We start from the raw sequence: 22,242 nt of genomic DNA on the forward strand, positions 1-22,242 counted from the left end.
GCCATCCTTTGACAGAACTGAGACACTATCGTTATGCGAACTCGGGTGCTCCTGTCCGCCGGCGCGATCGCGCTGGTGGCGGCGTCGTGCGCACAGCCGGAACCGCAGGTCCTCTCCGAGGCCCCGCGGTCCGCCTCTGCCACCGACCTCACCTCCGCGGCCGAATCGAGCGAGCGTGATACCCCGCCCGGCCGCTTCATCGCCCGGTGCGCCACCGAGGCCGACGGCGGCACACCGGGGATGACGGTGTTCACCGATGGCAGCCAGAGCGTCACGGACCACTGCCTGAGCCGGTACTACATCGGCGTGCAACCCGCACCGGGGGCGCTGTACGTCACCGACGACGAGACGGGCACCTACGCACCGCCCCGCCAGCCCGAGACGGGCACCACGGCCACACAGTGGACTCCCGCCCAGCCGCGGACGGATGCCGGGGAGCGGGATCCGTGGCTCGACGACGACGAGCCCACCACGGACCGCAACGAGCCGACCGAGAGCGGCCCGGGCGAGCCCGCCGAGGAGACGACCCCGGATAGTCCGACGACCCCACCCGAGGGGACGACGCCGCCGACCACCCCGCCCACCAGCCCGCCCACCAGCCCGCCCACCGGTCCCGGGGACGCCGAGACCACCACCCCCAACGCTGGCGAGACGACGGCCGCGGACCAGGTCGGCCAACCCACCACCGGATCCGCCGAACCGGCGCCGACCGCGGTGCCGACCGAGACGGGAACCGACGCGGCCGTTCCCCCGCCGCCTCAGGCGCCCGGGTGGCCGCCGTTCGGGTGGATGGGATCCCATGACCCGAACGGGTCATTCGGCTCGGAGTGGCTCCCCTCCCTGCCCGCTCCGGTCAGCTGAACGACCGCCGGCCCGATCGACTCGGGTCCGACCCGGGAGGACTCAGGCCTCGCCCATCCGACGATGCAGGTCATCCCGCTTGACGCGGCGGTTGGCGTCCACGGCCGAGATGTCGGAGTTGATCTCCGCACGCAGGCGCGTGAACAGGACCATCGACAGCGGGAGCGCGATGACCACCGAGATGATCGCCGCGACGAGGACCGGCACGTCGACGCCCGCGAGACGCCCGATCCCGATGACGATCAGGGTCAGTGCGACGACCATCAGCAGCCTCAGCACCGTGTAGAACATCATGTTTCGGGCCAGGCGGGCACCGGGGCTGGTTCCGGCGGGCGCCTGTGCCGGGATTGCTGACTCGTCTCGCTCGCTCATGACCCCCAGGATACGTATCGTGGTGGAAAGGAGGTTCGAGTGATCTGGCTGTTCGCACTCATCGGAGTGGTGACCGTGGCGATTCTGCTGTGGCGGGCCTTCGGGCCCGGTTCACGGCCGGCCCCGCCCCGCGTGATCGCACCGGACGACGACCCTGATTTCCTTCGGGATCTCGACGGGCGTAAACCCCTGGACCCCTAGCCGGGCATCACGCCCGGCGGGCCAGGAGATCGACGATCGAGTCGACCGCGTCGCTGATCTGCGTCCCCGTCCGGTCGAAGACCTCCGGTTCGCGGCCGATCGGGTCCTCGATGTCCCACGCCGGGTCGTCGGTGTCGACGCCGAGGCGAGCCCGCGCCAGGCCCGGGAGCGTCAGTGCCCGGTCCGAGTCGGCCAGATGGGCCGCCTCCAGCAGCGTATAAGTCCTCTTCCACAGCAGCGGCGCCATCTCCTGGACGGCATCGCGGTGGGCGCGCGTGGCGGTGAGAACCAGATCCTGGCCCCCGAGCACTCGCGGCGACAGGAGCCGGGCGCCGAAACCCTCCGCGCTGCCGCCGTACGCCTCGAGCACCCGGCGGGTCTCGGCGTGGATCTCCACACCGTTGACCGCCCTGGTCCCCGCGGACTCCACCGCCACGTCGAGACCCGCTCCCGCGGCGCGCGCGGCGAGCAGACGCTCGGCCAGCGGTGACCGACACATGTTGCCGGTACAGACCGTCATCACCCGGATCGCCATGCCGCAGATCCTAGTTGGGCGCCGTCACGGCCACGATCCGCGTGGACCCCGCCTCACTCACCACGCCACTGCGGGGTGCGCTTGTCCAGGAACGCGCTCATGCCCTCCTGGGCGTCGCACGTCATCGCGTTGGTGGCCATCGTCTCGGCCATCTCGCGGTACGCCTCGCCCTGCGGGAGATCGATCTGGCGATAGAAGGCCTGCTTGCCGATCTCCAGCGTCAGCGGGCTGGCGTCGACGATCCGGGTGGCGAGCTCGTCGACCCGGGCCCGGAGCCGGTCGGCGGATACCGCCTCGTTGACCAGGCCCCAGTCGACCGCGGTGGCGGCGTCGATCGTCTCACCGGTCAGCAGCATCTGGAGTGCGCGCTTGCGGCCGATGCTCCGCGAGACCGCCACCATCGGGGTCGAGCAGAACAGGCCGATCCGGACGCCCGGGGTGCCGAACCGCGCGGTGTCGACGGCCACCGCGAGGTCGCAGGTCGCCACGAGCTGACACCCGGCGGCGATGGCGTGGCCCTGCACCTCCGCGATCACGGGCTGGCGGATGGCCTGGATCGACTCCATGAGATCCACGCAGGTGTCGAAGACCTCGCGCTCCTCGTCGAGGGTGCGGTCGATCATCTCGCCGATCTCGTGCCCGGCGGACAGTGCCGGGCCTGACCCCGTCACCACGACCACCCCGCAGGACGGGTCGTCGCCGAGGTCGCGGATGGCGGCCGTGGCCTCGCGCATCATCTGCATCGAGAGGGGGTTGCGGCGCTCGGGCCGGTCGAGGGTCACTCGCGCGATCGGGCCGCTGCGCTCGACGAGGACGTAGGGGGTGCTCACTGGGGGCCTCCGGGAGGGACGGGAGTACGTGTCCCCTGGTTCTACCCCGCCGGAGGGGTCCGCGACCCCGGACCGGAGACCACCGCCCCCGCGGGTGGACGACCTCTCGCGCCGGACTAGCCGGCCGGGGCCGGGTGCTCACCCCCGCACCACTGCTCAGCGGGGACGGCGGCCTTGACCTGGTCGACGTGCTGACCACAGCCGTCCCAGGTGGTCTTGCCGCAGACGGAACAGGCGACGGGGTAACACATGGCGTTCTCCTTCAAGGGGGTTCTCGACCCGACCGGGCATCGTTCGATACCCCCTAGGGTATGTCAGTCGGCGCCAGGACGCCACTCCTCGTCCACCCGCGCGGTGGCCTCCCGCAGACGCTCCACGTGCGCCTCGCAGTCCTCCCACCGCGGCAGGCGACCGGCGGCCGCGGCGTCGAGCAGGCTCGGCGCGTCGCGGTCCTTACCGCTCATCACGTGCGTGATCGGGGTGCCGTCGAGCGCCACGGAGGGCCAGTCGATGGCGAGGTGGGGGTCGAAGGCGTCCACGCCGTGCTCGGCGCCCGGTCGCCACCCCTCCGAGCACAGGTACATCACGGTGGACTGCGGCTCGAGGGAGAGGAATCCGTGCGCCACGCCCTCGGGGATGTACACCGCACGCTGATCGCCTGAGTCGAGGATGACCCCGGACCACTCCCCGAACGTCGGCGAGCCCACACGCACGTCCACCACCACGTCGAAGACCGTTCCGGACGGGCACATCACATACTTGGCCTGGCCGGGCGGCACCTCGGCGTAGTGGAGGCCGCGCAGGACCCCCTCGCCCGAGACCGACACGTTGACCTGCGCGAGGTCGAAGCGGTGCCCTGTCAGACGGCGGAAGGCCGCGTCGGTGAACGCCTCGTGGAAGACCCCGCGGTCATCGGAGATCCGGCGGGGGGTGATCTCCCACGCCCCCGTCACGCTCAACTCGCGTAGCCGCACCGGCGGTCCCGCCTTCCTGTCCACCCGACTCCTGACCCGCCCACCCTAGCGGGGCACGCCGTGACCGCCCGAGGCGTCAACCCCGCATGGCGCCGACGATCTGCCCGGCCGTCCACTCGCCGATCATCAGGCAGTCCATGGCCGAGTCGTGCAGACCCGCGTCCTCGCGCCACCCGGTGACGACGAACTGGAAGACGTAGGTCGCCTCGTCGTCGCTCCATCCCACGATCAGGCTCGAGGTGGCCATCTCGCCGGGCTCGGCGGTGTAGGTGCCGCGAATGAAGCGATAGACGCTGCGCACGGCGCCCGCGTCCTCGTCGCCCTCTCCCGCAACCTCCTCCAGCAGGGTCCAGTCGGTGAGCACCTCCGCGGTGGCCACGATCATCGTCACAGCGTCGTCGGTGGACATGGCGGGGGCGACGCGGGCACAGGTGGCCACGGCGTTGGGCGAGAACCCGTCGCGGTGCGCACCCGGGTCCACGTAGATCACGGCCGACGGCTCCGGCGACTCGATCCGCTGCCACGGCTCGTTGTCCACCCAGGTCAACGGTTGCGCCGCGACCGCCATCGGCGGGCTCGCCTCGAGTGAGCGGCCCGTCGAGGCGCAGAACTCCTGTATCGAGGCCATGTCAGCCCTGCAGTCCCGCGCCGACGATGTGCGCCCCGCCGTCCACGACGATGGTCTGCCCGGTGATCCAGTGGGCGTCGTCGGAGAGCAGAAAGGACACGGGGCCGGCGATGTCGTCGGGGACCCCCAGCCGGCCCGCGGGCAACGCGGCGGACATCTGCTCCTCGCGGCCGGTGTAGAGCGCCTCGGCGAAGCGGGTCTTGACCACGCCCGGGGCGACGGCGTTGACCCGGACGGCCGGTCCGACCTCCACCGCCAGCTCCTGCGTCAACCGCATCACCAGCGCCTTCGTGGCGCCGTACCACCCGATCCCCGGAGAGGGCGCCAGGCCCGCGATCGAGGCCACGTTGACCACCGCCCCACCCCGCTCGCCGAGACCCGAGTGATAGACCTTCTGCGTCCACGCCAATGTGCCCAGCGCATTGACCTCGGTGATCTTGCGGGCGGCCGCCAGGTCCGCGTCGACCGTCCGACCGAACACCGGGTTGATGCCGGTGTTGTTGACCAGCAGGTCCACGGGCCCGAAGGTCTGCTCGGCCCGGGCAACCACCTCGCGCTGGTGGTCCTCGTCGTCGGACTTGCCCGCCACCGCGAGCACCCGCTCCGGCGCACCCAATTCGGCGACCGCCTCGTCGAGCCCCTCCTGCCCGCGGGCGGTGATCACCACGGACGCCCCCTCGGACAGCAGGCGCCGCGCGATTCCCAGGCCGATCCCCCGGCTCGCGCCGGTGACGAGGGCCGTCCTCCCGGCGAAGCGGTCGGGCACGACGGGGCCGGTGCGGGGGGCGGGAAGGGGGGAAGGGTTCACGTGGTGTCTCCTGGTGTGATTCAACGCTCTCTCGGGTGTGCACTCCCAGCCTAGAGGCCGTGTCGCAGTCGTACGTTCACGGGATTTTCTCAGCCGCCCCCAGAGAATCCCGTCCGACAGGCGGGACGGGAGTTACAGTCGTCGTCAGGACTCAACCGGCCGTCACACACGGCACAACTACCCCAGGGCGTGCTTATGACACCACTTGCCCCACGCGGTGCGGCGGATACCCCTGTGTGCTCGATCCTGGACATCCCGGGGCCCCGCTGGTTCGGCGAGGGCGACCCCATCTGGCGTGTCCACGGCGATGCGGCGACCCCGATCGGGGTGACCACCGGACTACTCATGCTGGCGGCGAACCCGGCCTACGCGTCCACATTCGCCGCCGCGGGGGCGGTCGACGACCCCTGGTCGGTGGACGCGTACCTGCACGACCTCATCGAAATCACCACGTTCGGCACGGTCGACGACGCGATGGTGACGATCGAGAACTCCCACCGCGACCGCGCGTTCTCCGGCACCACCGAGCACGGTCAGTACTACTACGGTTCGGACCCCGAGCTCGTGGAGTGGGCGCACGCCGCCACCACGTGGGCCCTTCTCGCGGCCTACCAACGCTTCGCCGCGCGACCGCTCACCCCGGACGAGTCCGACCGGTACGTCTGTCAGACGGCCGGCGTCGCGCACCTGCACGGCTGCCGGGTCTCCCCCACGACGGTCCGCGAACTCGAGCAACTGCTCCGTTCGTCCCGTGATCGCGCCCGTGCGACCACCGCCGGCCGGAGCGTCGCGACACGGCTGCGCGAGACGGCGCGCGAGTGCAGGGGCCTGGAGCGGACGTCCGTGACCGCCCACCGGTCGTGTGTCACGGTGGTCCACGCCGCCGCGAGCCTCGTGCCGTCCGACGTCCGTCGAGCCCTCGACCTCCCCCACCGCCCCATGGACCGCTCCGCCGTCTTCGGCCGCATCACCAGGGCGCACGAGGGCCTGGGGGCGCCGATGCTCACAACCCGCGCGCCCATCGCCGCGCCCTCCGCCATGAGGGCGCGACCCGCCTGAGCTGCCGCTGTCAGTAGTCACTACCAGTGGCCGTTGAGCCACCCCTTGGCGAACCCCGCGATCTCCCAGACCAGGTGCACCGGGAGCATCGGCCAGTCGATGCGCTCGATCGGCGTCATCCGCACCTCTACCCCGGTCGCCGCACGCATCCACTGACCGGCCCGCAGGGTGTGGGGCCGATTGGTGACGACGAGGATCCGCTCCCATCCACGGGCCCGGGCGATGGCGGCGACCGCCTGCGCCTCACCCCACGTGGTTCGTGGCTCGGGAGCGAAGCAGGCCACCTCCGCACCGGCCGGGCGGCCCGCACCCGTACACAGCCGCCGGGCGATGCGTTCCGAGTTGCCTCCCGGGTTGGAGACCACCAGCGTGTCGGCGAACCCGGCCTCTACCAGCTCACGCGCATAGGCGTGCCTGCCGTCATTCGCGCCGGCGAGCATGACCACCGCATCGGCGGCGACCGGCTCGTCCGCGCGCGGGTGGAGTAGGAACACACCCCAGGCGGACAGGGCGAGGGCGGCGGTGATGCCAATGGCTCCGGCGGCGAACGCCGCGCGGCGCAGGCGTGGACCGCGGCGGGAGCGAGAGTCGCGGCGGGAGGGAGTCATGGCGCCGAGGACACCGGCGGGCTCACCGGTCACGACCACCGCGCGCGCGGTGTGCGTGCTCGGCGATCGCGGCGGAGAGGTCGGCCCGCCAGTCCGGTAGTGGCGCGAGTCCCGCCGCCCGCCACGAGGCGTCGGACAGCACGGAGAAGGTCGGCCTCGGCGCCGGGCGGGGGAACTCGGAGGAGCTGCAGGGGCGGATCCGGTCCGGGTCGGCCCCGTACCGGCGGAACGCCTCGCGGGCGAGCTCGCACCAGGTCGCGCGCCCGCCTCCGGCAGCGTGAAGGGTGAGACCTCGGGTGTCGACCCGGCCGGCCTTCTCGGCGGCCAGCATTTCCAGCAGACCGCCGGCGAGCGCCTGCGTCGAGGTGGGCGAGCCCCACTGGTCGTCGACCACGGTGAGCTGGTCCCGCTCGCGCTCCAGCCGAACCATGGTGGCCACGAAGTCGCTACCGGCCAGGTCGATCTTCTCGCGATTCGGCCCGGTGTAGAGCCAGGCGGTCCGGACGATGGTCGCCTCCGGATGCGCCGAGAGCACGGACTGCTCACCGGCGAGCTTGGTGCGGCCGTAGGCGGTGCGGGGGGCCGCTGGATCGTCTGGTTGGAGCGCAGGGGCGGTGGCCGGGTCGCCGCCTCCGGGGACCTCACCCGAGAACACGTAGTCGGTGCTGATGTGGATCAACCGGATCCCGCGATCGCGGCAGGCCACCGCCAGCGACCCCGCGCCGTCGGTGTTGATCGCCCGGGCCCCCGCCTCGTCGGACTCGGCGCCGTCGACGTCGGTGTACGCAGCGGCGTTGATGACGACCTCGGGATCGTGGCGCTCGAGGGCCGCTGCAATCGACGCGTGGTCCGTGATGTTCAACTCGCCACGGCCCGGGGCGTGGGCCACCCCGGAGAGCGCATGCCCGAGTTGCCCGCGACCCCCTGTGACGAGGATCCGCACCAGCCCGGTGGGGCGATAGGAGTCCCCGGAACCCACTGCATCCGCTCCTCCCGGACCGCCGGCGCTCACTGGTGCCGCCCCTTCTCGCGGCGGAGCACGTCGAGGAGGTACGCGCCGTAGCCCGACTTCGCGAGATCGTGGGCCCGGCCGGTGAGCTCGTCGTCGTCGAGATACCCCATCCGCCACGCCACCTCCTCCGGGCAGCCGATCTTCAGGCCCTGCCGGTCCTCGATGGTCCGGACGTAGTTGCCCGCGTCGAGCAGCGAGTCGTGGGTGCCGGTGTCCAGCCACGCCGTACCCCGCGGGAGGACCTCGACCTGCAGCCGGCCCTCCTCCAGGTAGTGGCGGTTGACATCCGTGATCTCGTACTCGCCGCGCGGCGACTTCTCCAGGTTCCGCGCCACCTCCACCACGTCGGCACTGTAGAAGTAGAGGCCCGGGACGGCGAAGTCGGAGGACGGGTTCTGAGGCTTCTCCTCGAGACTGATCGCGCGACCGTCCGAGTCGAAATCGATCACCCCGTAGTCGCCCGGATTGGACACGCGGTAGGCGAACACGGCCCCGCCGTCGAGGTCGGCGAACCGACGGAGCTGGTTCCCCATCCCGGGACCGTAGAAGATGTTGTCGCCCAGGATCAGCGCCACCGCCTCGTCGCCGATGTGGTCCGCTCCCAGGACGAACGCCTGCGCCAGCCCCTCGGGGGCGGCCTGCTCCACGTAGCTCAGGGTGATGCCGAACTGGGTGCCGTCGCCCAGAAGCCGCCGGAACTGCGGCGCGTCCTCGGGCGTGGTGATGAGCAGGATGTCGTGGATGCCCGCCAGCATGAGCGTGGACAGCGGGTAGTAGATCATCGGCTTGTCGTAGACGGGCATGAGCTGCTTGCTGGTGGCCACCGTGAGCGGGCGCAGACGGGTGCCGCTGCCGCCGGCCAGGACGATGCCCTTCACAGCACCTTCTCCGTCTGCGCGTACCTGGCCTCGACGCGCTCCTTGACCGGCTCCCACCAGTCGCGGTTCTCGCGGTACCACTCGATCGTTCGGCGCAACCCGTCCCGGAGGTCGGTGTGCTGCGGCTCCCACCCGAGCTCCTCGCGGGTGGCGGTGGCGTCGATCGCGTAGCGCAGGTCGTGGCCGGGACGATCGGTGACGTGGTCGAAACCGGGATCGCCGTCCGTGCCGGTGGCGCCCATGAGCTCGCAGATCATCTGCATGACCTGCAGGTTGGAGTGTTCGCCGTCGGCCCCGATGAGGTAGGTGCGGCCCCGCTCGCCACCGGCCAGGATCCGCAGGACGGCCGAGTTGTGGTCGTCCACGTGGATCCAGTCCCTGACGTTGGCCCCACTTCCGTAGAGGCGGGGGCGCTGCCCGGTCAGCAGGTTGGTGATCTGCCGCGGGATGAACTTCTCCACGTGCTGGTACGGGCCGTAGTTGTTGGAGCAGTTGCTGATCGTGGCGCGCACGCCGAAACTCCGTACCCATGCACGCACCAGCATGTCCGCACCGGCCTTGGTGGCCGAGTACGGGCTCGACGGGTTGTAGGCGGTGGCCGGGGTGAACTTGGCCGGATCGTCCAGTTGCAAATCGCCGTAGACCTCGTCGGTCGAGACGTGGTGCAGACGCACGTCGTGGAGGCGGCACGCCTCGAGCACCTGGTAGGTGCCCACGATGTTGGAGTGGACGAAGGGCCCCGGGCCGGCGAGCGAGTTGTCGTTGTGGCTCTCGGCGGCGAAATGCACCACCGTGTCCTTCGGTCCCGCGAGCTGCGAGACCAGATCGTCGACGACACCGGGGACCGCGCAGTCGCCCTCCACCAGGTCGACGCGGTCCGCGGGGAGATCGGACAGGCTCGCCCGGTTGGCCGCGTAGGTCATGGCGTCCAGCACGGTGACGTGGGCGTCCGGGCGCTCGCGGATGACCGTGTGGACGAAATTGGCGCCGATGAACCCGGCTCCCCCGGTGACGACGAGGCGCATGCCACCAACCCTACCGTCGCAGCCGTGCCGCCTCAGTGGGCTCCTCGGGCTCGACCGTCCCCACGGGCTCCGGCTCGGCCGTCCCCACGGGCTCCGGCTCGGCCGTCCCCACGGGCTCCGGCTTGGCCGTCCCCGCGGGATCCGGCTCGCGTCGGAGGCCGCGGTACTCCTCGAGCATCCTGGCCCGCCTGCGAGCGAAGAAGTCGCTCGCGGTGGTGTCCCGCGGGGTGACCCGCACGTTCTCCTCTGCCGGGATGCCGGACCGGAGCTGGCGGATCCGCAGCACCTCGGTGTCCAGACGTGCGCCGTAGAGCACCGCCATGTTGACCAGCCACAGCCAGACCAGGAACACGATGATCCCGGCGAGGGAACCATAGGAGCGGTTGAAGTTGCCGAAATGGGAGACGAAGAAGCCGAACCCGGCGGTGGCGACTCCCATGATGAGCAACGCAGCGGCCGCCCCGAGGGACACCCAGTGGAACTTCCGTCCGGCCACGTTGGGCGCGAATCGATAGAGGATCGCCAGCGCGAGAACCGCGGAGACGAGGGCCGCGGGCCACTTGGCCAGACCCCACACGGCCAGAGCCGTCTCACCCAACCCGATCCACCCGCCCACGGTCTCGGCGATGGGCCCGGTGAACACCAGCGCCAGTCCGCCGACTGCGACGAGGACGACGAGCAACGCCGTGAGCAGCAGACCGACGGGCAGCAGCCGCCACGGCGGGCGCCCCTCCTCGATCCCGAACACCAGGTTCATCGCCCGGCCCAGCGCGCGGACGTAGCGGGACGCGGTCCACAGCGCGATCACCGCACCCACCACGAGCGCCGTCCCGGCGGCCTGCGTGGTGACGACCGCCTCGACCGGGTCCCGGATCGGATCCAGTATCTCCTCCGGGGCGATGTCGGACAGCATGCCCATGAGGGCGTCGACCGTACTGGCCCCCTGACCGAACACCCCGAGCAGCGAGACCACCACCAGGAGTGCGGGGAAGAGCGAGAGGACACCGTAGAAGGTGAGCGCCCCCGCCTGGTCGGGGCCCCGGTCGCGGAAGAACTCACCCACCGAGCGTTCGAGCACCAGGCGAACGGTGCGGAGACGGCGTCGGGCGGTCGGCGCGGTGCCGCCGGAGGAGTTCATACACCGATTGTGGCCGCTCGACAGTGCGGCGCGCCTCCCGCCGCGCGGCACCGGGCTCAGTGAGGAGGCTAAGTGACGGGGCTCGGTGACGGGTTCAGTGGGACTCGCGCGCCTGCTCGGCCTGGGCCTCGCGACGGATATCAGCGGACTCGTCGATGGTCTTCTGTCGCTTCTCCTCGGCCTTGTCGCTGGCTGCGGTGTCGCGCGGCGGCAGCTGGATGGTCTCCTCGGCGTGCATTCCGGCCTGCAGCTCGCGGGCCCGTTCGACCTCGGCGTCGACCTCGGCCCCGAACAGCAGCGCGTTGTTGGTGATCCAGAGCCAGAGCAGGAAGATGATGACGCCGGCCAGCGACCCGTACGTGGCGTTGTAGCTGGAGAAGTTGGACACGTAGAACACGAACCCTGCGGTGGCGACGGCCCAGACCAGCAGCGCCACGATCGCACCGAGGGAGACCCACCGGAACTTCGGCTGCTTGACGTTGGGCGCGAACCCGTAGAGCGAGGCGAGGATCACGACGACGACGAGGATCAGCGCCGGCCACTTAGCGATGCCCCATACGGCCACCGCGGTGTCGCCGAGGCCCACGAGGTCACCCACCCAGGCGGCGATCGGTCCGCTGACGACGAGCATGAGTCCGGCCAGGCAGACCAGGAGGAGGAGCACGGCGGTCAACAGCAGCATGGCGGGCTTGAGCTTCCAGAAGGGCCGACCCTCCTCGACCTCGTAGATGCGGTTCATGGCCCGCCCGAAGGCACCCACGTACCCGGACGCCGTCCAGAGCGCGCCCAGCAGGCCGGTGACGAGGGCGAGGCCAGCGGCAGGGGTGTTGACCAGAGACTCGATCGGCCCGCGGAGCGCGGCGAGCGTCTCCTCCGGCGCGGCGCCCTCGAACAGGTCCATCACGGCGTTGACGGTCTCCTGCCCCTGACCGAACACACCGAGCAGCGACACCACCGCCAACAGTGCGGGAAAGATCGAGAGCACCGCGAAGTAGGTCAGCGCGGCGGCCAGGTCCGTGCACTTGTCCTTGGAGAACTCCGCGGCGGCGCGCGTGAGACCGATCTTCCAGGTGCCCGCCTTCAGCGAGGTGGGCGACTCGGGTTTGCCCGAATCGGGGTCGGCCTCCGGGTCGGGCTTGTCGGTGATGTCTCGGGTGCTGTTCGCGCTCATGCAGGTAACTGTTCCACCGGTGACCCCCGCGCGCATCCTCTGGGGTCGATCTCCACCGGGGGTGACGTGCCGGTCATGTGCGTTACCCTCGTCGGTGCCACATCACCAAAGCGTGACTTCACCTGTGTCGCAGCACACGCGACCCCGACCTCTCAGGAGCATTCCATGAGCCTGTCCAACGCCATCCTCCGCGGAGTCACCGGCGCGTTCGTCCTCAACTCGGGCCTGTCCAAGCGCGACCTGCCCACCGAGGCCGCCCAGGGACTGCAGGGCTTCGCCGCCACCGGGGTACCGCAGGTGACCACGATGGAACCGGACACGTTCGGGAAGTTCGTCTCCTACTCCGAGATCGGTATCGGCGCGGCTCTGCTCACGCCGTTCGTGTCGCCGCGCCTCGCCGGCGCCGCACTCGGAACCTTCTCGGCAGGTCTGCTGTCGATGTACTTCCGCAACCCCTCGATGACCGAGGCCGACGGCGTCCGCCCGTCCCAGGAGGGCATGAGCCTGGCCAAGGACGTGTTCATGGCGGCCATCGCGGGGGCCCTGATCACCAGCAAGTGACCCCTCACGCCGACGCGATGGCCTCCAGGATCGCCCCGGCCAGGTCCGAGCGGCACACCACCAGGTCCGGCAGGTAGGTCTCGGCGACGTTGTACTCCAGCGGGGAGCCGTCCACCCGCACCGCGACGAACCCCCTCGCCAGAGCCACGCCCGCCGGAGCGGCCGAGTCCCACTGGTACTGGCCGCCCGCGTGGATGTAGGCGTCGGCCTCCCCGCGCACCACGGCCGCGACCTTGGCGCCGGCCGAGCCGAGGGGCACCAGATCCCCGCCCACGGACTCCGCGACCGCCTCCGCGAACGCCGGCGGGCGGGAGGCCGAGAGCACGATTCTCGGCCGCGAGCCCGAGCGTGGCGGGAGGAGGCCACCCCCGTCCACCCCGCCGTTGCCCACGGGCGGCGCGTAGACCTCGTCGTCGTCGACCCCCATCACCACCCCGAGCGCCGGGAGCGAGACGGCGGCGGCGGTCAGCCGCGCTCGTGCGGGGTCCCCGGACCGCTCCCACAGCGCCACATGGACGGCCCAGTCCGGACGGTCGCCGAGCCCGTACTCCCGCGTGCCGTCGACGGGATCGATGATCCACACACGGTCGGCGTCGACGCGGGCCAGGTCGTCACTCGACTCCTCCGACAACACCGAGTCATCGGGCCGTTCGACGGCGAGACGCTCGAGGAGCAGGGCGTTGGCGCGGCGGTCCCCGAGGTCTCCCAGTTCGCGCTTGGTGGGCCCCGACGACCGGAGCTCCACCAACAGGCGACCGGCATCCGCGGCGAGGTCGACGGCGAGCTGCTGATCAGAGGAACGCGTGGGTGCTGTCATGACCTCCACAGTAGAAGGCCCGATGCGGCAGCGGATGCGGGACGACTATCGCCGGCGCATACGCAGGCCCCGACGTCGGCTGCTCCCGTACTCCCGGACCACGCGGGCCGGCTCATCCGGGCAACGGTGGGCGTCGGCGGCGACCCGCGCCGCGCCTCGCGAAGGCAGCGTGCCGCTGGTCGCGCCACAACGACGGCAGCCCCAGACGGCGCCGTCGGAGGTCTCGTGGACGTAGCAGGTCCGCTCATCCGCCTCGTTCATATCGCTCCTCGGAGCAGGGCGCCGACCCTGAACCGGCGCGAATTCGGCCATTGTGTCACAAAACTCTCATGTTGACGCCCGCCAGACTCTCCGGCGCCGCTCCTCCACCCCGGTCCGCGGCCGATCCGGAGATCCGCCCACATGGGAGACTGTTCCCATGAGGGTCACCGCGAAATCGGACTACGCGCTTCGAGCGCTCGTCGAACTCGCGACCGCCCAGCGGTCGCACAGCGGCGACACCCCCCGCGAGAATCCGATCAGCGCCGAGGAGCTGGGGCGACTGCAGGACATCCCGCACGGCTTCCTGCAATCGATCCTGTCGGACCTGCGCCGGGCGGGCATCGTGGCCAGCCGCCGGGGCAAGACCGGTGGGTGGACGCTCGCCCAGGACGCGGCCGCCGTCAGCGTCGCCGACGTCCTCCGTGCCGTCGACGGCCCGCTCGTCAGCGTCTACGACGTGCGCCCCGAGGCGGTCGACTACAACGAGCGCGCGGCCGTCCTCCAGCACGTGTGGATCGCGTCGAGGGCGTCCCTGCGGCGGGTCATGGACGCGGTGTCCCTCGCCGACCTCGCCGAGGGGCGGCTACCGGGCGACGTCCACGCCCTCACCCTCGACCAGGACGCCTGGGAACCCCGGTGACCGTAGGGCCCCACCTCTGCTGCTGACCTACCGGCCCACCGTGGTGGCCAACACCAGGCGTCGCTGCTAAAGTCTACTGAACTACTATGTTTAATGCCCTACTGTTTGCCGACCCGCGCCGGAGGACCCCCCTCGTGCCCACCCTGATCATCCTCGGCTTCGCCGGACTGCTCGCCCAGCTGGTCGACGGCTCGCTCGGCATGGGATACGGCGTCACCTCGACGACCATCCTCGTGGCCGCCGGGATCGCCCCCGCGGCCGCGTCGGCAGCCGTGCACTTCGCCCAGATCGGCACCACCCTCGCGTCCGGCGTCTCCCACCACAAGTTCGGGAACGTGGACTGGCGCATCGTGGCGATCCTCGCGGGCCCGGGCGCGGTGGGCGCCTTCATCGGCGCCACGGCCCTGTCGTCGTTGTCCAGCGCGACCGCCAAGCCCATCGTCGCCTCGCTCCTGCTCGCGCTGGGGTTCTACGTCCTCTACCGCTTCCTGCGGCTCGGGGGCAGGCGGCCCCAGTTCTCGGGCCAGATCTCGGCGCGCTTCCTGGTGCCACTCGGCTTCGTCGGCGGAACCCTCGACGCCTTCGGCGGCGGCGGATGGGGCCCGGTCGGGACCACCACCCTGCTCTCCTCCGGCCGGGTGGAACCGCGCAAGGTGGTCGGATCGATCAGCGCCTCCGAATTCGTGGTGGCGGTGAGCGCCTCCATCGGATTCCTCTTCGGGCTCGGTGCCTCGGGCATCAACTGGGCGTTCGCCGCCGCGCTGCTCGTCGGTGGCGTGATCGCCGCTCCGTTCGCCGCCTGGATGGTCCGGCACATGTCGGCCCGGGTCCTGGGCACGGCCGCGGGTGGCCTCATCATCATCACCAACACCTTCACCCTGCTCAGCGCTGCCGGTGCACCGGCGATCGTGATCGGACCCGTGCTCGGGACCCTGTTCCTGGTGTGGATCGCGCTGGTGGTCCACGCGGTGCGCGCCGTCCGCCGCGAGCGGACACCCGATCCGGAGCTCGTCACCGCCTCCTGAGCGGCCCGCCCTGTGCGCGAGTCAGGCGCGGGCGCGGTCCTGCGCTGCCGGGTCGCCGAGATGCACCGAGTACCTGCGCACCAGCGCCCGCCAGACGAGCGGCCCGCCCGTCACCAGCACCAGGGCGATCACACCGATCAGAGGCGGCGACGCCCCGAGCATCGCCGAGGCGGTGACCGCCAACACGATGGTGATGCCCCGCCGTATCAGGCCCTGCGGCACCCGGCCGGCGACCCGGGAGCCGAAGAACGTCCCGATCGACCCACCGATCAGCAACGGCACCAGCAGGGCCCAGTCGACGCCGGTCACCATCACGTGCCCGATGGCCGCCGCGATCACCAGCGGGACCGCCTGCACGAGGTCGGTGCCCACCAGCCGCAGCGCGGCCAGGGTCGGGTACAGCAGCATGATGCACATCATGATGACCGTGCCGGAGCCCACCGAGGTGATGCCCACCATCAGTCCGCCGATCACTCCGACCAGCAGGGTGATGAGCGGCTTGACGGGCGGGTTCGGGTCGCTGCCCCTACGGATCTTGCCGGCCATCTCGAAGAACGCGCGCAGGAAGTAGGCGGAGGAGGCCACGAGGAGCGTCCCGCCGATGGCCTTCTTCAACAGCCCCTGCACGTCATCGGCTCCCACCGCGTGCACCAGCCAGGCCCCCAGGTACGCGGTCGGGACCGAGCCCAGGATCAACCAGAACGCGATCTTCAGGTTGGGTTCGCCGTGCTTCCAGTGGACGCCGGCGCCGATGACCTTGTTCACCGCGTTGACCACCAGATCGTTGGCCACGGCGGCGGTGGGAGGGATCCCCACGAGGATGAGCGCGGGCGTCATCAACGCCCCGCCGCCCATCCCCGTCAGACCTATGACCACGCCGATCACCGCGCTGACGACCAGCAGCCCCAGTGAGTCGTAGGACCAGAGCGCCTCGGGCACCCGCTCAGACGCCCAGGATCGAACTGACGATCCGCTGTGCCACCTCTTCCGCGGTGCCGTCCTCCGGACGGATGTGCAGGTCGGGGGTCAGCGGCGGCTCGTACGGCGCGGAGACGCCGGTGAACTCCGGGATCTCGCCGGCCCGCGCCTTGGCGTAGAGCCCCTTGGGGTCGCGCGCCTCGCACTCGGCCAACGGCGTGTCCACGAACACCTCGGTGAAGGGCAGGTCGGCCGCGGAGTGGACACTGCGCGCGGCGTCGCGGTCGGCGCGCATCGGGGAGATGAGGGAACAGATGACGACGACGCCGGCATCGGCGAACAGCGCGGCCACCTCCGCGGTGCGACGGATGTTCTCCGCCCGGTCCTCGGCCGAGAACCCGAGGTCGGCGTTGAGGCCGTGCCGCAGGTTGTCCCCGTCGAGGATGTAGGCCGGGTGGCCGGACTCGATGAGCAACCGCTCCACCTCGGAGGCGACCGTGGACTTGCCCGAACCCGACAGGCCCGTGAGCCACAGCGTGCGGCCCTGCCCGCGGTCGCCGCGCTGGACGGCGCCGGCGTGCCAGACCACGTTGGACCCGGTGGTGGCGGGCCCGATGATCATGCCCGCGCCCACGGTGTTGCCGGACAGCTCGTCCACGAGGATGAACGCCCCGGTGTCCCGGTTGCGGCGGTAGGGGTCGTACATCAACGGCGTCTGGGTGCGCAGGCCGATGCGCCCGATCTCGTTGAGCCCCAGTTCGGTGGAGTCGGGGTCGCGGTGCAGGGTGTTGACGTCCAGCCGGTACTCCAGGCCCGTGACGATCGCCTTGGTGTCGCGGGTGGTGTGCTTGACGACGTACCGCTTGTTGGGCGTGAGAGTCGAGTCGTCGGCGAACCAGCAGACCATCGCCTCGAGCTCGGTGCCCTGGTGCGGCCGGTTGCCGGGCCGGGCGATCATCTCGCCGCGGACGATGTCGATCTCGTCGTTGAGCGCGATGGTCACCGCGGCCGGCGCCGCCGCCTCGTCGAGCTCGGCGCCGCCCGGGCCCCAGATGGCCTTGATGGTCGACTGCCGACCGGACGGCATGACCACCACCTCGTCGTCGACCTTCATGATCCCCCCGGCGACGGTGCCGGCGAAGGACCGGTGGTCCAGGCCGTCGGCCCGCTGGGGGCGGATCACGTACTGCACCGGGAACCGGACGTCGGTGAGGTTGCGGTCCGACGCGATGTGCACGTTCTCGAGGTGGTCGAGCAGGGCCGGGCCCGTGTACCAGGGCATGGCCTCGGACCGGTCCACCACGTTGTCACCCTTGAGGGCGGACAGCGGGACGAACGTCACGTCGTGGACCTCGAGCTTGGCCGCGAAGTCGGTGAACTCGGTGCGGATGGCCTCGAAGATGGCCTCGTCGTAGTCGACCAGATCCATCTTGTTGACGGCCACGACCAGGCGCGGGATGCCCAGGAGCGCGGACAGGAACGCGTGCCGGCGGGTCTGCTCGAGCACCCCCTTGCGGGCGTCGACGAGGATGATCGCCACGTCGGCCGTCGACGCACCGGTGACCATGTTGCGCGTGTACTGCACGTGGCCCGGGGTGTCGGCGATGATGAACTTGCGGCGCGGGCTCGAGAAGTAGCGGTATGCCACGTCGATCGTGATGCCCTGCTCGCGCTCGGAGCGCAGCCCGTCGGTGAGCAGCGCGAGGTCGGTGTACTCGTCACCGCGCTTGGCCGAGGTGGCCTCGATCGAGGCGAGCTGGTCCTCGAATATCCCCTTGGAGTCGTAGAGCAGACGCCCGATGAGGGTCGACTTGCCGTCGTCGACCGACCCCGCGGTGGCGATGCGCAGCAGCTGGGCGTGCTCGGACATGGTGCTCAACTGCTCCGGGGTGAGAGTCGAGGCGGTGGCGAGCGTCGGCCCGCTGGTCGCGGACGATGCCGTGGTGGCGGAGCTCATCAGAAGTAGCCTTCCTTCTTGCGGTCTTCCATGCCGGCCTCGGAGATCCGGTCGTCGGCACGGGTGGCGCCGCGCTCGGTGACGCGGGTCCCCGCGACCTCGGCCACGACGGCGGCGTTGTCGGCGGCGTCGGACTCCACACACCCGGTGCAGGTGGCGTCGCCGACGGTGCGGAAACGGACGAGCTCGGTGCGCGCCTCCTCGCCCGGGAGGGTCTCGAGGAACCGCGTCTTGGCCAGGAGCATCCCGTCGCGCTCGATCACCTCGCGCTGGTGCGCGTAGTAGATCGGCGGCAGGTCGATGTCCTCCCGCTCGATGTACTGCCAGATGTCCAGCTCGGTCCAGTTGGACAGCGGGAACACCCGGATGTGCTCGCCCTTGCGGTGGTTGCCGTTGTACAGCTTCCACAGCTCGGGGCGCTGTGCGCGCGGGTCCCAGGCGCCGAACGCGTCACGGAAGGAGAAGACGCGCTCCTTGGCGCGGGCCTTCTCCTCGTCGCGGCGGGCGCCGCCGAACACGGCGTCGAAGCGGTTCTCCTGGATGCCGCGCAGCAGGGCGGCGGTCTGGAGTCGGTTACGGCTGGTGCCGACGCCCGTCTCCTCGACCACGCGGCCGGCGTCGATGTCGTCCTGGACGTACGACACGAGCAGCTGGACCCCGGTCTCCTCGACCACCCGGTCCCGGTACTCGATGACCTCGTCGAAGTTGTGACCGGTGTCGACGTGCATGAGCGGGAACGGCATGGGCGCGGGCCAGAACGCCTTGCGCGCCAGGTGGAACATCACCACGGAGTCCTTGCCGCCGGAGAACAGCATCCCCGGACGTTCGAACTGCGCGGCTACCTCGCGGAAGATGTGGACGGACTCGGCCTCGAGTGCGTCGAGGTGCGAGAGCGTCACCGCCGTCCTCGCTGTCATGCGACCTCCAATGTCGTGGGCTCGTCCGGCGTGACCGGACAGCAGACCGCAGACAGGTCTGTCTGCGGTCCGGCTCGGAGACCATCGTGCTCCCCGAGCGGCCCGATTTACATCTCGGAGACGGCAATCCCGGGCAGATCGTCCGCATGTCGACATAGGCTGTCGGATATGCGACACGAACCCACCCACCGTGTACTCTCCGTGATCGAGGCGCTGTCGATCGAGGGCCCGCCGTTGCCCCTCGCCGAGATCGCCCGGGCCACCGGGGCCAGTCGCTCGACCCTGCACGCCGTGCTCGCCGAGATGCAGGACGAGCAGTGGGCCGAGAAGCTCGAGGGCGGGTGGCGCGCCGGGCCCCGGATGCGCTCGGTCGCCGCGTCGCTGTCCGCCGAGGTCGACCTGGCCCGGGCCGCCCGTCAGCCCCTGGAGCGGCTCGTCGACGACACGGGGATCGCCGCCGTGGTGTTCGAGACGCGCGACGGCATGAGCGAGGTCGTGGACGTGGTGGGGGCGGGCATGCGCACCGCCTCGCGACCGGACATCGCGGTGGGCCACGTCGTCCCGGTGCGGGCACCCTTCGCCCGTGAGCTCGTCGCCCGACTTCCGGTGGTCGACCAACGGCGGTGGCTCTCGGATTCCGGCGGGCTCACCGAGGCGGCCAGGGAACGGTTGGAACTTGTGATGCCGCAGATCGCGCGGCGTGGCTGGTCCATCGAGCGCCTCACGCCGGCGCGCCGCGAACTGCTCCGGATGGCCGACTCCCTGGAGTCCTCGGGCGTGGGAGCCCTCGTGCGCGACCGGGTCTCCGAACTGTTCGTGGAACTGTCCGAGATCGACGTGACCGACGCCGAGCTCTCCGCCGCCGCCGACCTCGCCGTGGCCTCGGTGTCCGCCCCCGTGCTGCGGACAGACGGCCGGGTGATCGGATCGGTGGCGGTGACCCCGGGTCGCCGCATGACCGGCAGGGCCGTGGGGCGGGCGGTCGAGGCGGTGACACGGTGCGCGGACGAGGTCTCCTCCCGCCTCGCCGCCCATCCGCGCCCCGCCCGGGTGCCCTCGCTCCCCTCGCATCTGGTGCACCCGGCCCACGCCGCCCGGAGCAACTGAACCGTGCCACTGAACGGTGCCGCCGAACCGTGCCGCCGAACCGTGCACCGCCCTGAGCCCCGGATCTGCTCCACGCACCGCGCGCGTATGGTGTGGGTCACACCCCTTGTCCGGCCGGAGGTGCCCCGTGACCCAGACCGTCCACTCCCCCTCCGTCGCGCCCGGCGAGGACCCCGTGGACCTGTCCTGGCGGCGGTCCGCCTCGTGCGGACTGACACCGAAGAGCGCCCGCCCCGGCGCCCCCGACCCGCTCGCGTCGCGGTCCCACCGACTCGCCGAGGCCGCGCGCCCGGTGATGGACGACCTCGACGACGTCCTCAAGGACACCGGGGCCATGCTCCTGCTCGCCGACCGCGAGGGCCGGGTCATCCGCTCGGTGCGCGACAGCACGCGCATCGCGCGCATGCTTCTCAAACGAGGGGTGGACGACGGTGCCACCCTGACCGAGGACGCGGTGGGCAACAACGGCATCGGCACGGCGCTCGAGACCCGGGCCGGGGTGTTCATCCACGGCGAGCAGCACTTCGCCGAGTCCCTGCGGGACTTCGCCTGCTACGGACACCCGATCATCGACCCGCTCACCCGCCGCCTGGTCGGGGCGGTGGATCTGACGGGGATGAGTGCCGACGCCTCCCGCATGTTCGCCCCGTTCGTGCGGAAGATCGTCGCGGACATCGAGGCCCGCTACGTCGACACCGCCCGCGCGGACGACCGGGAACTCTGGCGCCGCTTCGTCGAGCGCACCCGCTCCTCCGACACGGCCACCTGCGCGTTCGGTGACGAGGTGGTGCTGGCCTCGCACTCGAGCCTGGAGAGACTGGACTCCCGGGACCTCGCCCGGCTCCGGCGGCTGGCGGAGCAGGACGAGATGGGCGACGCCGTGGAACTCTCGGTGGGGACCGTACGGGTGCTGTCCAGCCGGGTCGGCCGACGCGGCCACCTGCTCGACCTGACGTTCCCCGAGCAGCACCCCACGCCCACCCCGGGCACGTCGTCCCCGCCCGCTGTCGGTGCCGGACGCGACGTCGGTGGCGAGGACGGTCTCGACGGGGGAGACGGTCTCCCTGCGGGCGACGGTCTCGAGACGGGGGACGGTGTCGGCGCCACGACCCGATCCCACGCCGTGGTCGGTCCGTCCGGGTCGGGCAGGACGACGACGGCGACGACGATCGCCGGCCCCGACGCCGTGCACGTCCGACTCGCCCACGCGGACAGCGCGGACGCGGCGTGGCGCGAGCTGGCGGTCCCGGCTCTACGCGAACTCGGCACCCGGGGCCGACCGCTGGTCCTGGACGACATCGACCTCCTGGAGGACGCCGATCTGCGCCGCCTGGCAGCACGCCTGGGATCCGCTGGAGACGCCCTCGTCGTCGTCACCAGTCGCGAGGACCCCCGCCCCGCGGTGACGGAGGTGCTGGACGTGTGCGGGGCGCGGACCGTCCTGCGACCGTTGCACGAGCGCGGCGAGGAGGGCGGAGGGATCGTCCGCCGGATGGTCGCGGACCTCGCCGCCGCACGCGGACTCGGGGCCCCGGCCGTCACTGTCCGCTTCGCGGAGGCCGTCTGTGCGCTGGACCTGCCCAACGGCCTGGTGTCCCTGAGGTCGGTCCTGGCGGACTGCCTCACCCGGACCGCGAGCAGGGGGCTGGCCACCCTCGATGTGGACTCGCTGCCCTCCTACGCCCGCTCCACACGGCCGCCGCGGGCCGGTGAACTCGCCCGGGGCGAGTACGACGCGATCGTGGCCGCGTTGGCGGACTGCGACGGTGTGCGCGCCCGCGCGGCCAAGCGCCTGGGCATCAGCCGGACCACCCTCTACGCCCGCATGCGGGAGTTCGGACTGTCCTAGAAGGTGTCCAGAAACTGAACACTCCGGGCCCCGCCCACGACCCCATGATGGGTTGTGACCGGACTCACACCCGAGCCGGTCGGGATCTTT

At 71.1% G+C, this 22,242-nt stretch carries 26 protein-coding genes; 8 read left to right on the forward strand and 18 right to left on the reverse strand.

Going from position 1 to position 22,242, the window contains the following annotated elements; translation table 11 throughout:
• Window positions 1-33: 33 nt before the first annotated feature.
• Window positions 34-861 carry a hypothetical protein gene (locus CEY15_RS09050; RefSeq protein WP_176475063.1) on the forward strand — a complete coding sequence of 276 codons (828 nt, stop codon included), beginning with the start codon at window positions 34-36 and terminating at the stop codon, window positions 859-861.
• Between the two features lie 42 nt (window positions 862-903).
• On the opposite strand, the gene CEY15_RS09055 is transcribed toward CEY15_RS09050, so the two are convergent.
• Window positions 904-1,233, reverse strand: a complete 330-nt coding sequence (locus CEY15_RS09055) for a DUF4229 domain-containing protein (RefSeq protein WP_095718165.1) — start codon at window positions 1,231-1,233, stop codon at window positions 904-906.
• A 39-nt stretch (window positions 1,234-1,272) separates the two neighbouring features.
• On the opposite strand from CEY15_RS09055, the gene CEY15_RS18475 reads away from it, so the two are divergent.
• Window positions 1,273-1,434 (forward strand): hypothetical protein, encoded by a 162-nt coding sequence (locus CEY15_RS18475; RefSeq protein ID WP_017837921.1) that lies wholly within the window; start codon window positions 1,273-1,275, stop codon window positions 1,432-1,434.
• Window positions 1,435-1,441: 7 nt separating this feature from the next.
• Here the strand turns inward: CEY15_RS18475 and CEY15_RS09060 are convergent, their stop codons facing one another.
• From CEY15_RS09060 to CEY15_RS09080, 6 genes are all read right to left on the reverse strand, one after another.
• Window positions 1,442-1,969: a protein-tyrosine-phosphatase gene (locus tag CEY15_RS09060; RefSeq protein WP_095718166.1), complete on the reverse strand. Its 528-nt coding sequence runs from the start codon at window positions 1,967-1,969 to the stop codon at window positions 1,442-1,444.
• A 53-nt stretch (window positions 1,970-2,022) separates the two neighbouring features.
• Window positions 2,023-2,799 (reverse strand): enoyl-CoA hydratase, encoded by a 777-nt coding sequence (locus CEY15_RS09065; RefSeq protein ID WP_095718167.1) that lies wholly within the window; start codon window positions 2,797-2,799, stop codon window positions 2,023-2,025.
• 116 nt (window positions 2,800-2,915) lie between these two features.
• Window positions 2,916-3,050 (reverse strand): hypothetical protein, encoded by a 135-nt coding sequence (locus CEY15_RS18975; protein WP_281254059.1) that lies wholly within the window; start codon window positions 3,048-3,050, stop codon window positions 2,916-2,918.
• Between the two features lie 63 nt (window positions 3,051-3,113).
• Complete coding sequence (gene rfbC / locus CEY15_RS09070; protein ID WP_095718261.1) at window positions 3,114-3,773, reverse strand: dTDP-4-dehydrorhamnose 3,5-epimerase; 660 nt, start codon at window positions 3,771-3,773, stop codon at window positions 3,114-3,116.
• Window positions 3,774-3,849: 76 nt separating this feature from the next.
• The gene (locus CEY15_RS09075) at window positions 3,850-4,401 is read right to left on the reverse strand and encodes an LpqN/LpqT family lipoprotein (protein WP_095718168.1); all 552 of its coding nucleotides are present in this window, start codon (window positions 4,399-4,401) and stop codon (window positions 3,850-3,852) included.
• 1 nt (window position 4,402) lies between these two features.
• A complete protein-coding gene (locus CEY15_RS09080; RefSeq protein WP_217987093.1) occupies window positions 4,403-5,209 on the reverse strand; it encodes an SDR family oxidoreductase in 807 nt (268 codons plus the stop codon).
• Between the two features lie 195 nt (window positions 5,210-5,404).
• Here CEY15_RS09080 and CEY15_RS09085 point away from each other — a divergent pair, with 195 nt between their 5' ends.
• Window positions 5,405-6,268: an oxygenase MpaB family protein gene (locus tag CEY15_RS09085; RefSeq protein WP_031265107.1), complete on the forward strand. Its 864-nt coding sequence runs from the start codon at window positions 5,405-5,407 to the stop codon at window positions 6,266-6,268.
• Window positions 6,269-6,288: 20 nt separating this feature from the next.
• Here the strand turns inward: CEY15_RS09085 and CEY15_RS09090 are convergent, their stop codons facing one another.
• The 6 genes from CEY15_RS09090 to CEY15_RS09115 form a co-directional block, all read right to left on the reverse strand.
• On the reverse strand, window positions 6,289-6,876 hold the full coding sequence (locus tag CEY15_RS09090) for a YdcF family protein (RefSeq protein ID WP_095718263.1): 588 nt from the start codon (window positions 6,874-6,876) through the stop codon (window positions 6,289-6,291).
• A gap of 22 nt (window positions 6,877-6,898) precedes the next feature.
• Complete coding sequence (gene rfbD / locus CEY15_RS09095) at window positions 6,899-7,855, reverse strand: dTDP-4-dehydrorhamnose reductase (protein WP_095718169.1); 957 nt, start codon at window positions 7,853-7,855, stop codon at window positions 6,899-6,901.
• A gap of 29 nt (window positions 7,856-7,884) precedes the next feature.
• Window positions 7,885-8,766 (reverse strand): glucose-1-phosphate thymidylyltransferase RfbA, encoded by an 882-nt coding sequence (gene rfbA / locus CEY15_RS09100; RefSeq protein ID WP_095718170.1) that lies wholly within the window; start codon window positions 8,764-8,766, stop codon window positions 7,885-7,887.
• Window positions 8,763-9,791, reverse strand: a complete 1,029-nt coding sequence (gene rfbB, locus CEY15_RS09105; RefSeq protein WP_095718171.1) for a dTDP-glucose 4,6-dehydratase — start codon at window positions 9,789-9,791, stop codon at window positions 8,763-8,765. The genes rfbA and rfbB overlap by 4 nt, the downstream gene beginning before the upstream one ends.
• Before the next feature lie 10 nt (window positions 9,792-9,801).
• Window positions 9,802-10,929, reverse strand: coding sequence for a YhjD/YihY/BrkB family envelope integrity protein (locus CEY15_RS09110; RefSeq protein ID WP_095718172.1), 1,128 nt, complete (start codon window positions 10,927-10,929; stop codon window positions 9,802-9,804).
• A 94-nt stretch (window positions 10,930-11,023) separates the two neighbouring features.
• Window positions 11,024-12,100: a YihY/virulence factor BrkB family protein gene (locus CEY15_RS09115; protein ID WP_095718173.1), complete on the reverse strand. Its 1,077-nt coding sequence runs from the start codon at window positions 12,098-12,100 to the stop codon at window positions 11,024-11,026.
• A 165-nt stretch (window positions 12,101-12,265) separates the two neighbouring features.
• On the opposite strand from CEY15_RS09115, the gene CEY15_RS09120 reads away from it, so the two are divergent.
• On the forward strand, window positions 12,266-12,661 hold the full coding sequence (locus tag CEY15_RS09120; protein ID WP_017837935.1) for a hypothetical protein: 396 nt from the start codon (window positions 12,266-12,268) through the stop codon (window positions 12,659-12,661).
• Window positions 12,662-12,665: 4 nt separating this feature from the next.
• Here CEY15_RS09120 and CEY15_RS09125 read toward each other — a convergent pair whose 3' ends face one another.
• Window positions 12,666-13,478 (reverse strand): 3'(2'),5'-bisphosphate nucleotidase CysQ, encoded by an 813-nt coding sequence (locus tag CEY15_RS09125; protein ID WP_017837936.1) that lies wholly within the window; start codon window positions 13,476-13,478, stop codon window positions 12,666-12,668.
• A 45-nt stretch (window positions 13,479-13,523) separates the two neighbouring features.
• On the reverse strand, window positions 13,524-13,739 hold the full coding sequence (locus CEY15_RS18130; protein WP_141244233.1) for a hypothetical protein: 216 nt from the start codon (window positions 13,737-13,739) through the stop codon (window positions 13,524-13,526).
• 157 nt (window positions 13,740-13,896) lie between these two features.
• Here CEY15_RS18130 and CEY15_RS09130 point away from each other — a divergent pair, with 157 nt between their 5' ends.
• Both CEY15_RS09130 and CEY15_RS09135 read left to right on the forward strand, forming a co-directional pair.
• A complete protein-coding gene (locus tag CEY15_RS09130; protein ID WP_017837937.1) occupies window positions 13,897-14,379 on the forward strand; it encodes an RrF2 family transcriptional regulator in 483 nt (160 codons plus the stop codon).
• Between the two features lie 134 nt (window positions 14,380-14,513).
• On the forward strand, window positions 14,514-15,404 hold the full coding sequence (locus CEY15_RS09135; RefSeq protein ID WP_095718174.1) for a sulfite exporter TauE/SafE family protein: 891 nt from the start codon (window positions 14,514-14,516) through the stop codon (window positions 15,402-15,404).
• A gap of 21 nt (window positions 15,405-15,425) precedes the next feature.
• Here CEY15_RS09135 and CEY15_RS09140 read toward each other — a convergent pair whose 3' ends face one another.
• From CEY15_RS09140 to cysD, 3 genes are all read right to left on the reverse strand, one after another.
• A complete protein-coding gene (locus CEY15_RS09140) occupies window positions 15,426-16,343 on the reverse strand; it encodes a sulfite exporter TauE/SafE family protein (protein WP_095718175.1) in 918 nt (305 codons plus the stop codon).
• A 4-nt stretch (window positions 16,344-16,347) separates the two neighbouring features.
• Window positions 16,348-18,192 carry an adenylyl-sulfate kinase gene (cysC, locus tag CEY15_RS09145; protein WP_095718264.1) on the reverse strand — a complete coding sequence of 615 codons (1,845 nt, stop codon included), beginning with the start codon at window positions 18,190-18,192 and terminating at the stop codon, window positions 16,348-16,350.
• 86 nt (window positions 18,193-18,278) lie between these two features.
• Window positions 18,279-19,196, reverse strand: coding sequence for a sulfate adenylyltransferase subunit CysD (cysD, locus tag CEY15_RS09150; protein WP_095718176.1), 918 nt, complete (start codon window positions 19,194-19,196; stop codon window positions 18,279-18,281).
• Between the two features lie 168 nt (window positions 19,197-19,364).
• On the opposite strand from cysD, the gene CEY15_RS09155 reads away from it, so the two are divergent.
• A complete protein-coding gene (locus CEY15_RS09155) occupies window positions 19,365-20,303 on the forward strand; it encodes a helix-turn-helix domain-containing protein (RefSeq protein ID WP_095718177.1) in 939 nt (312 codons plus the stop codon).
• Between the two features lie 127 nt (window positions 20,304-20,430).
• Window positions 20,431-22,152, forward strand: coding sequence for a helix-turn-helix domain-containing protein (locus CEY15_RS09160; RefSeq protein ID WP_095718178.1), 1,722 nt, complete (start codon window positions 20,431-20,433; stop codon window positions 22,150-22,152).
• The last annotated feature ends 90 nt before the right edge of the window (window positions 22,153-22,242 follow it).

It is taken from the genome of Dietzia natronolimnaea (assembly GCF_002289575.1).
Classification (GTDB): domain Bacteria; phylum Actinomycetota; class Actinomycetes; order Mycobacteriales; family Mycobacteriaceae; genus Dietzia; species Dietzia natronolimnaea_A.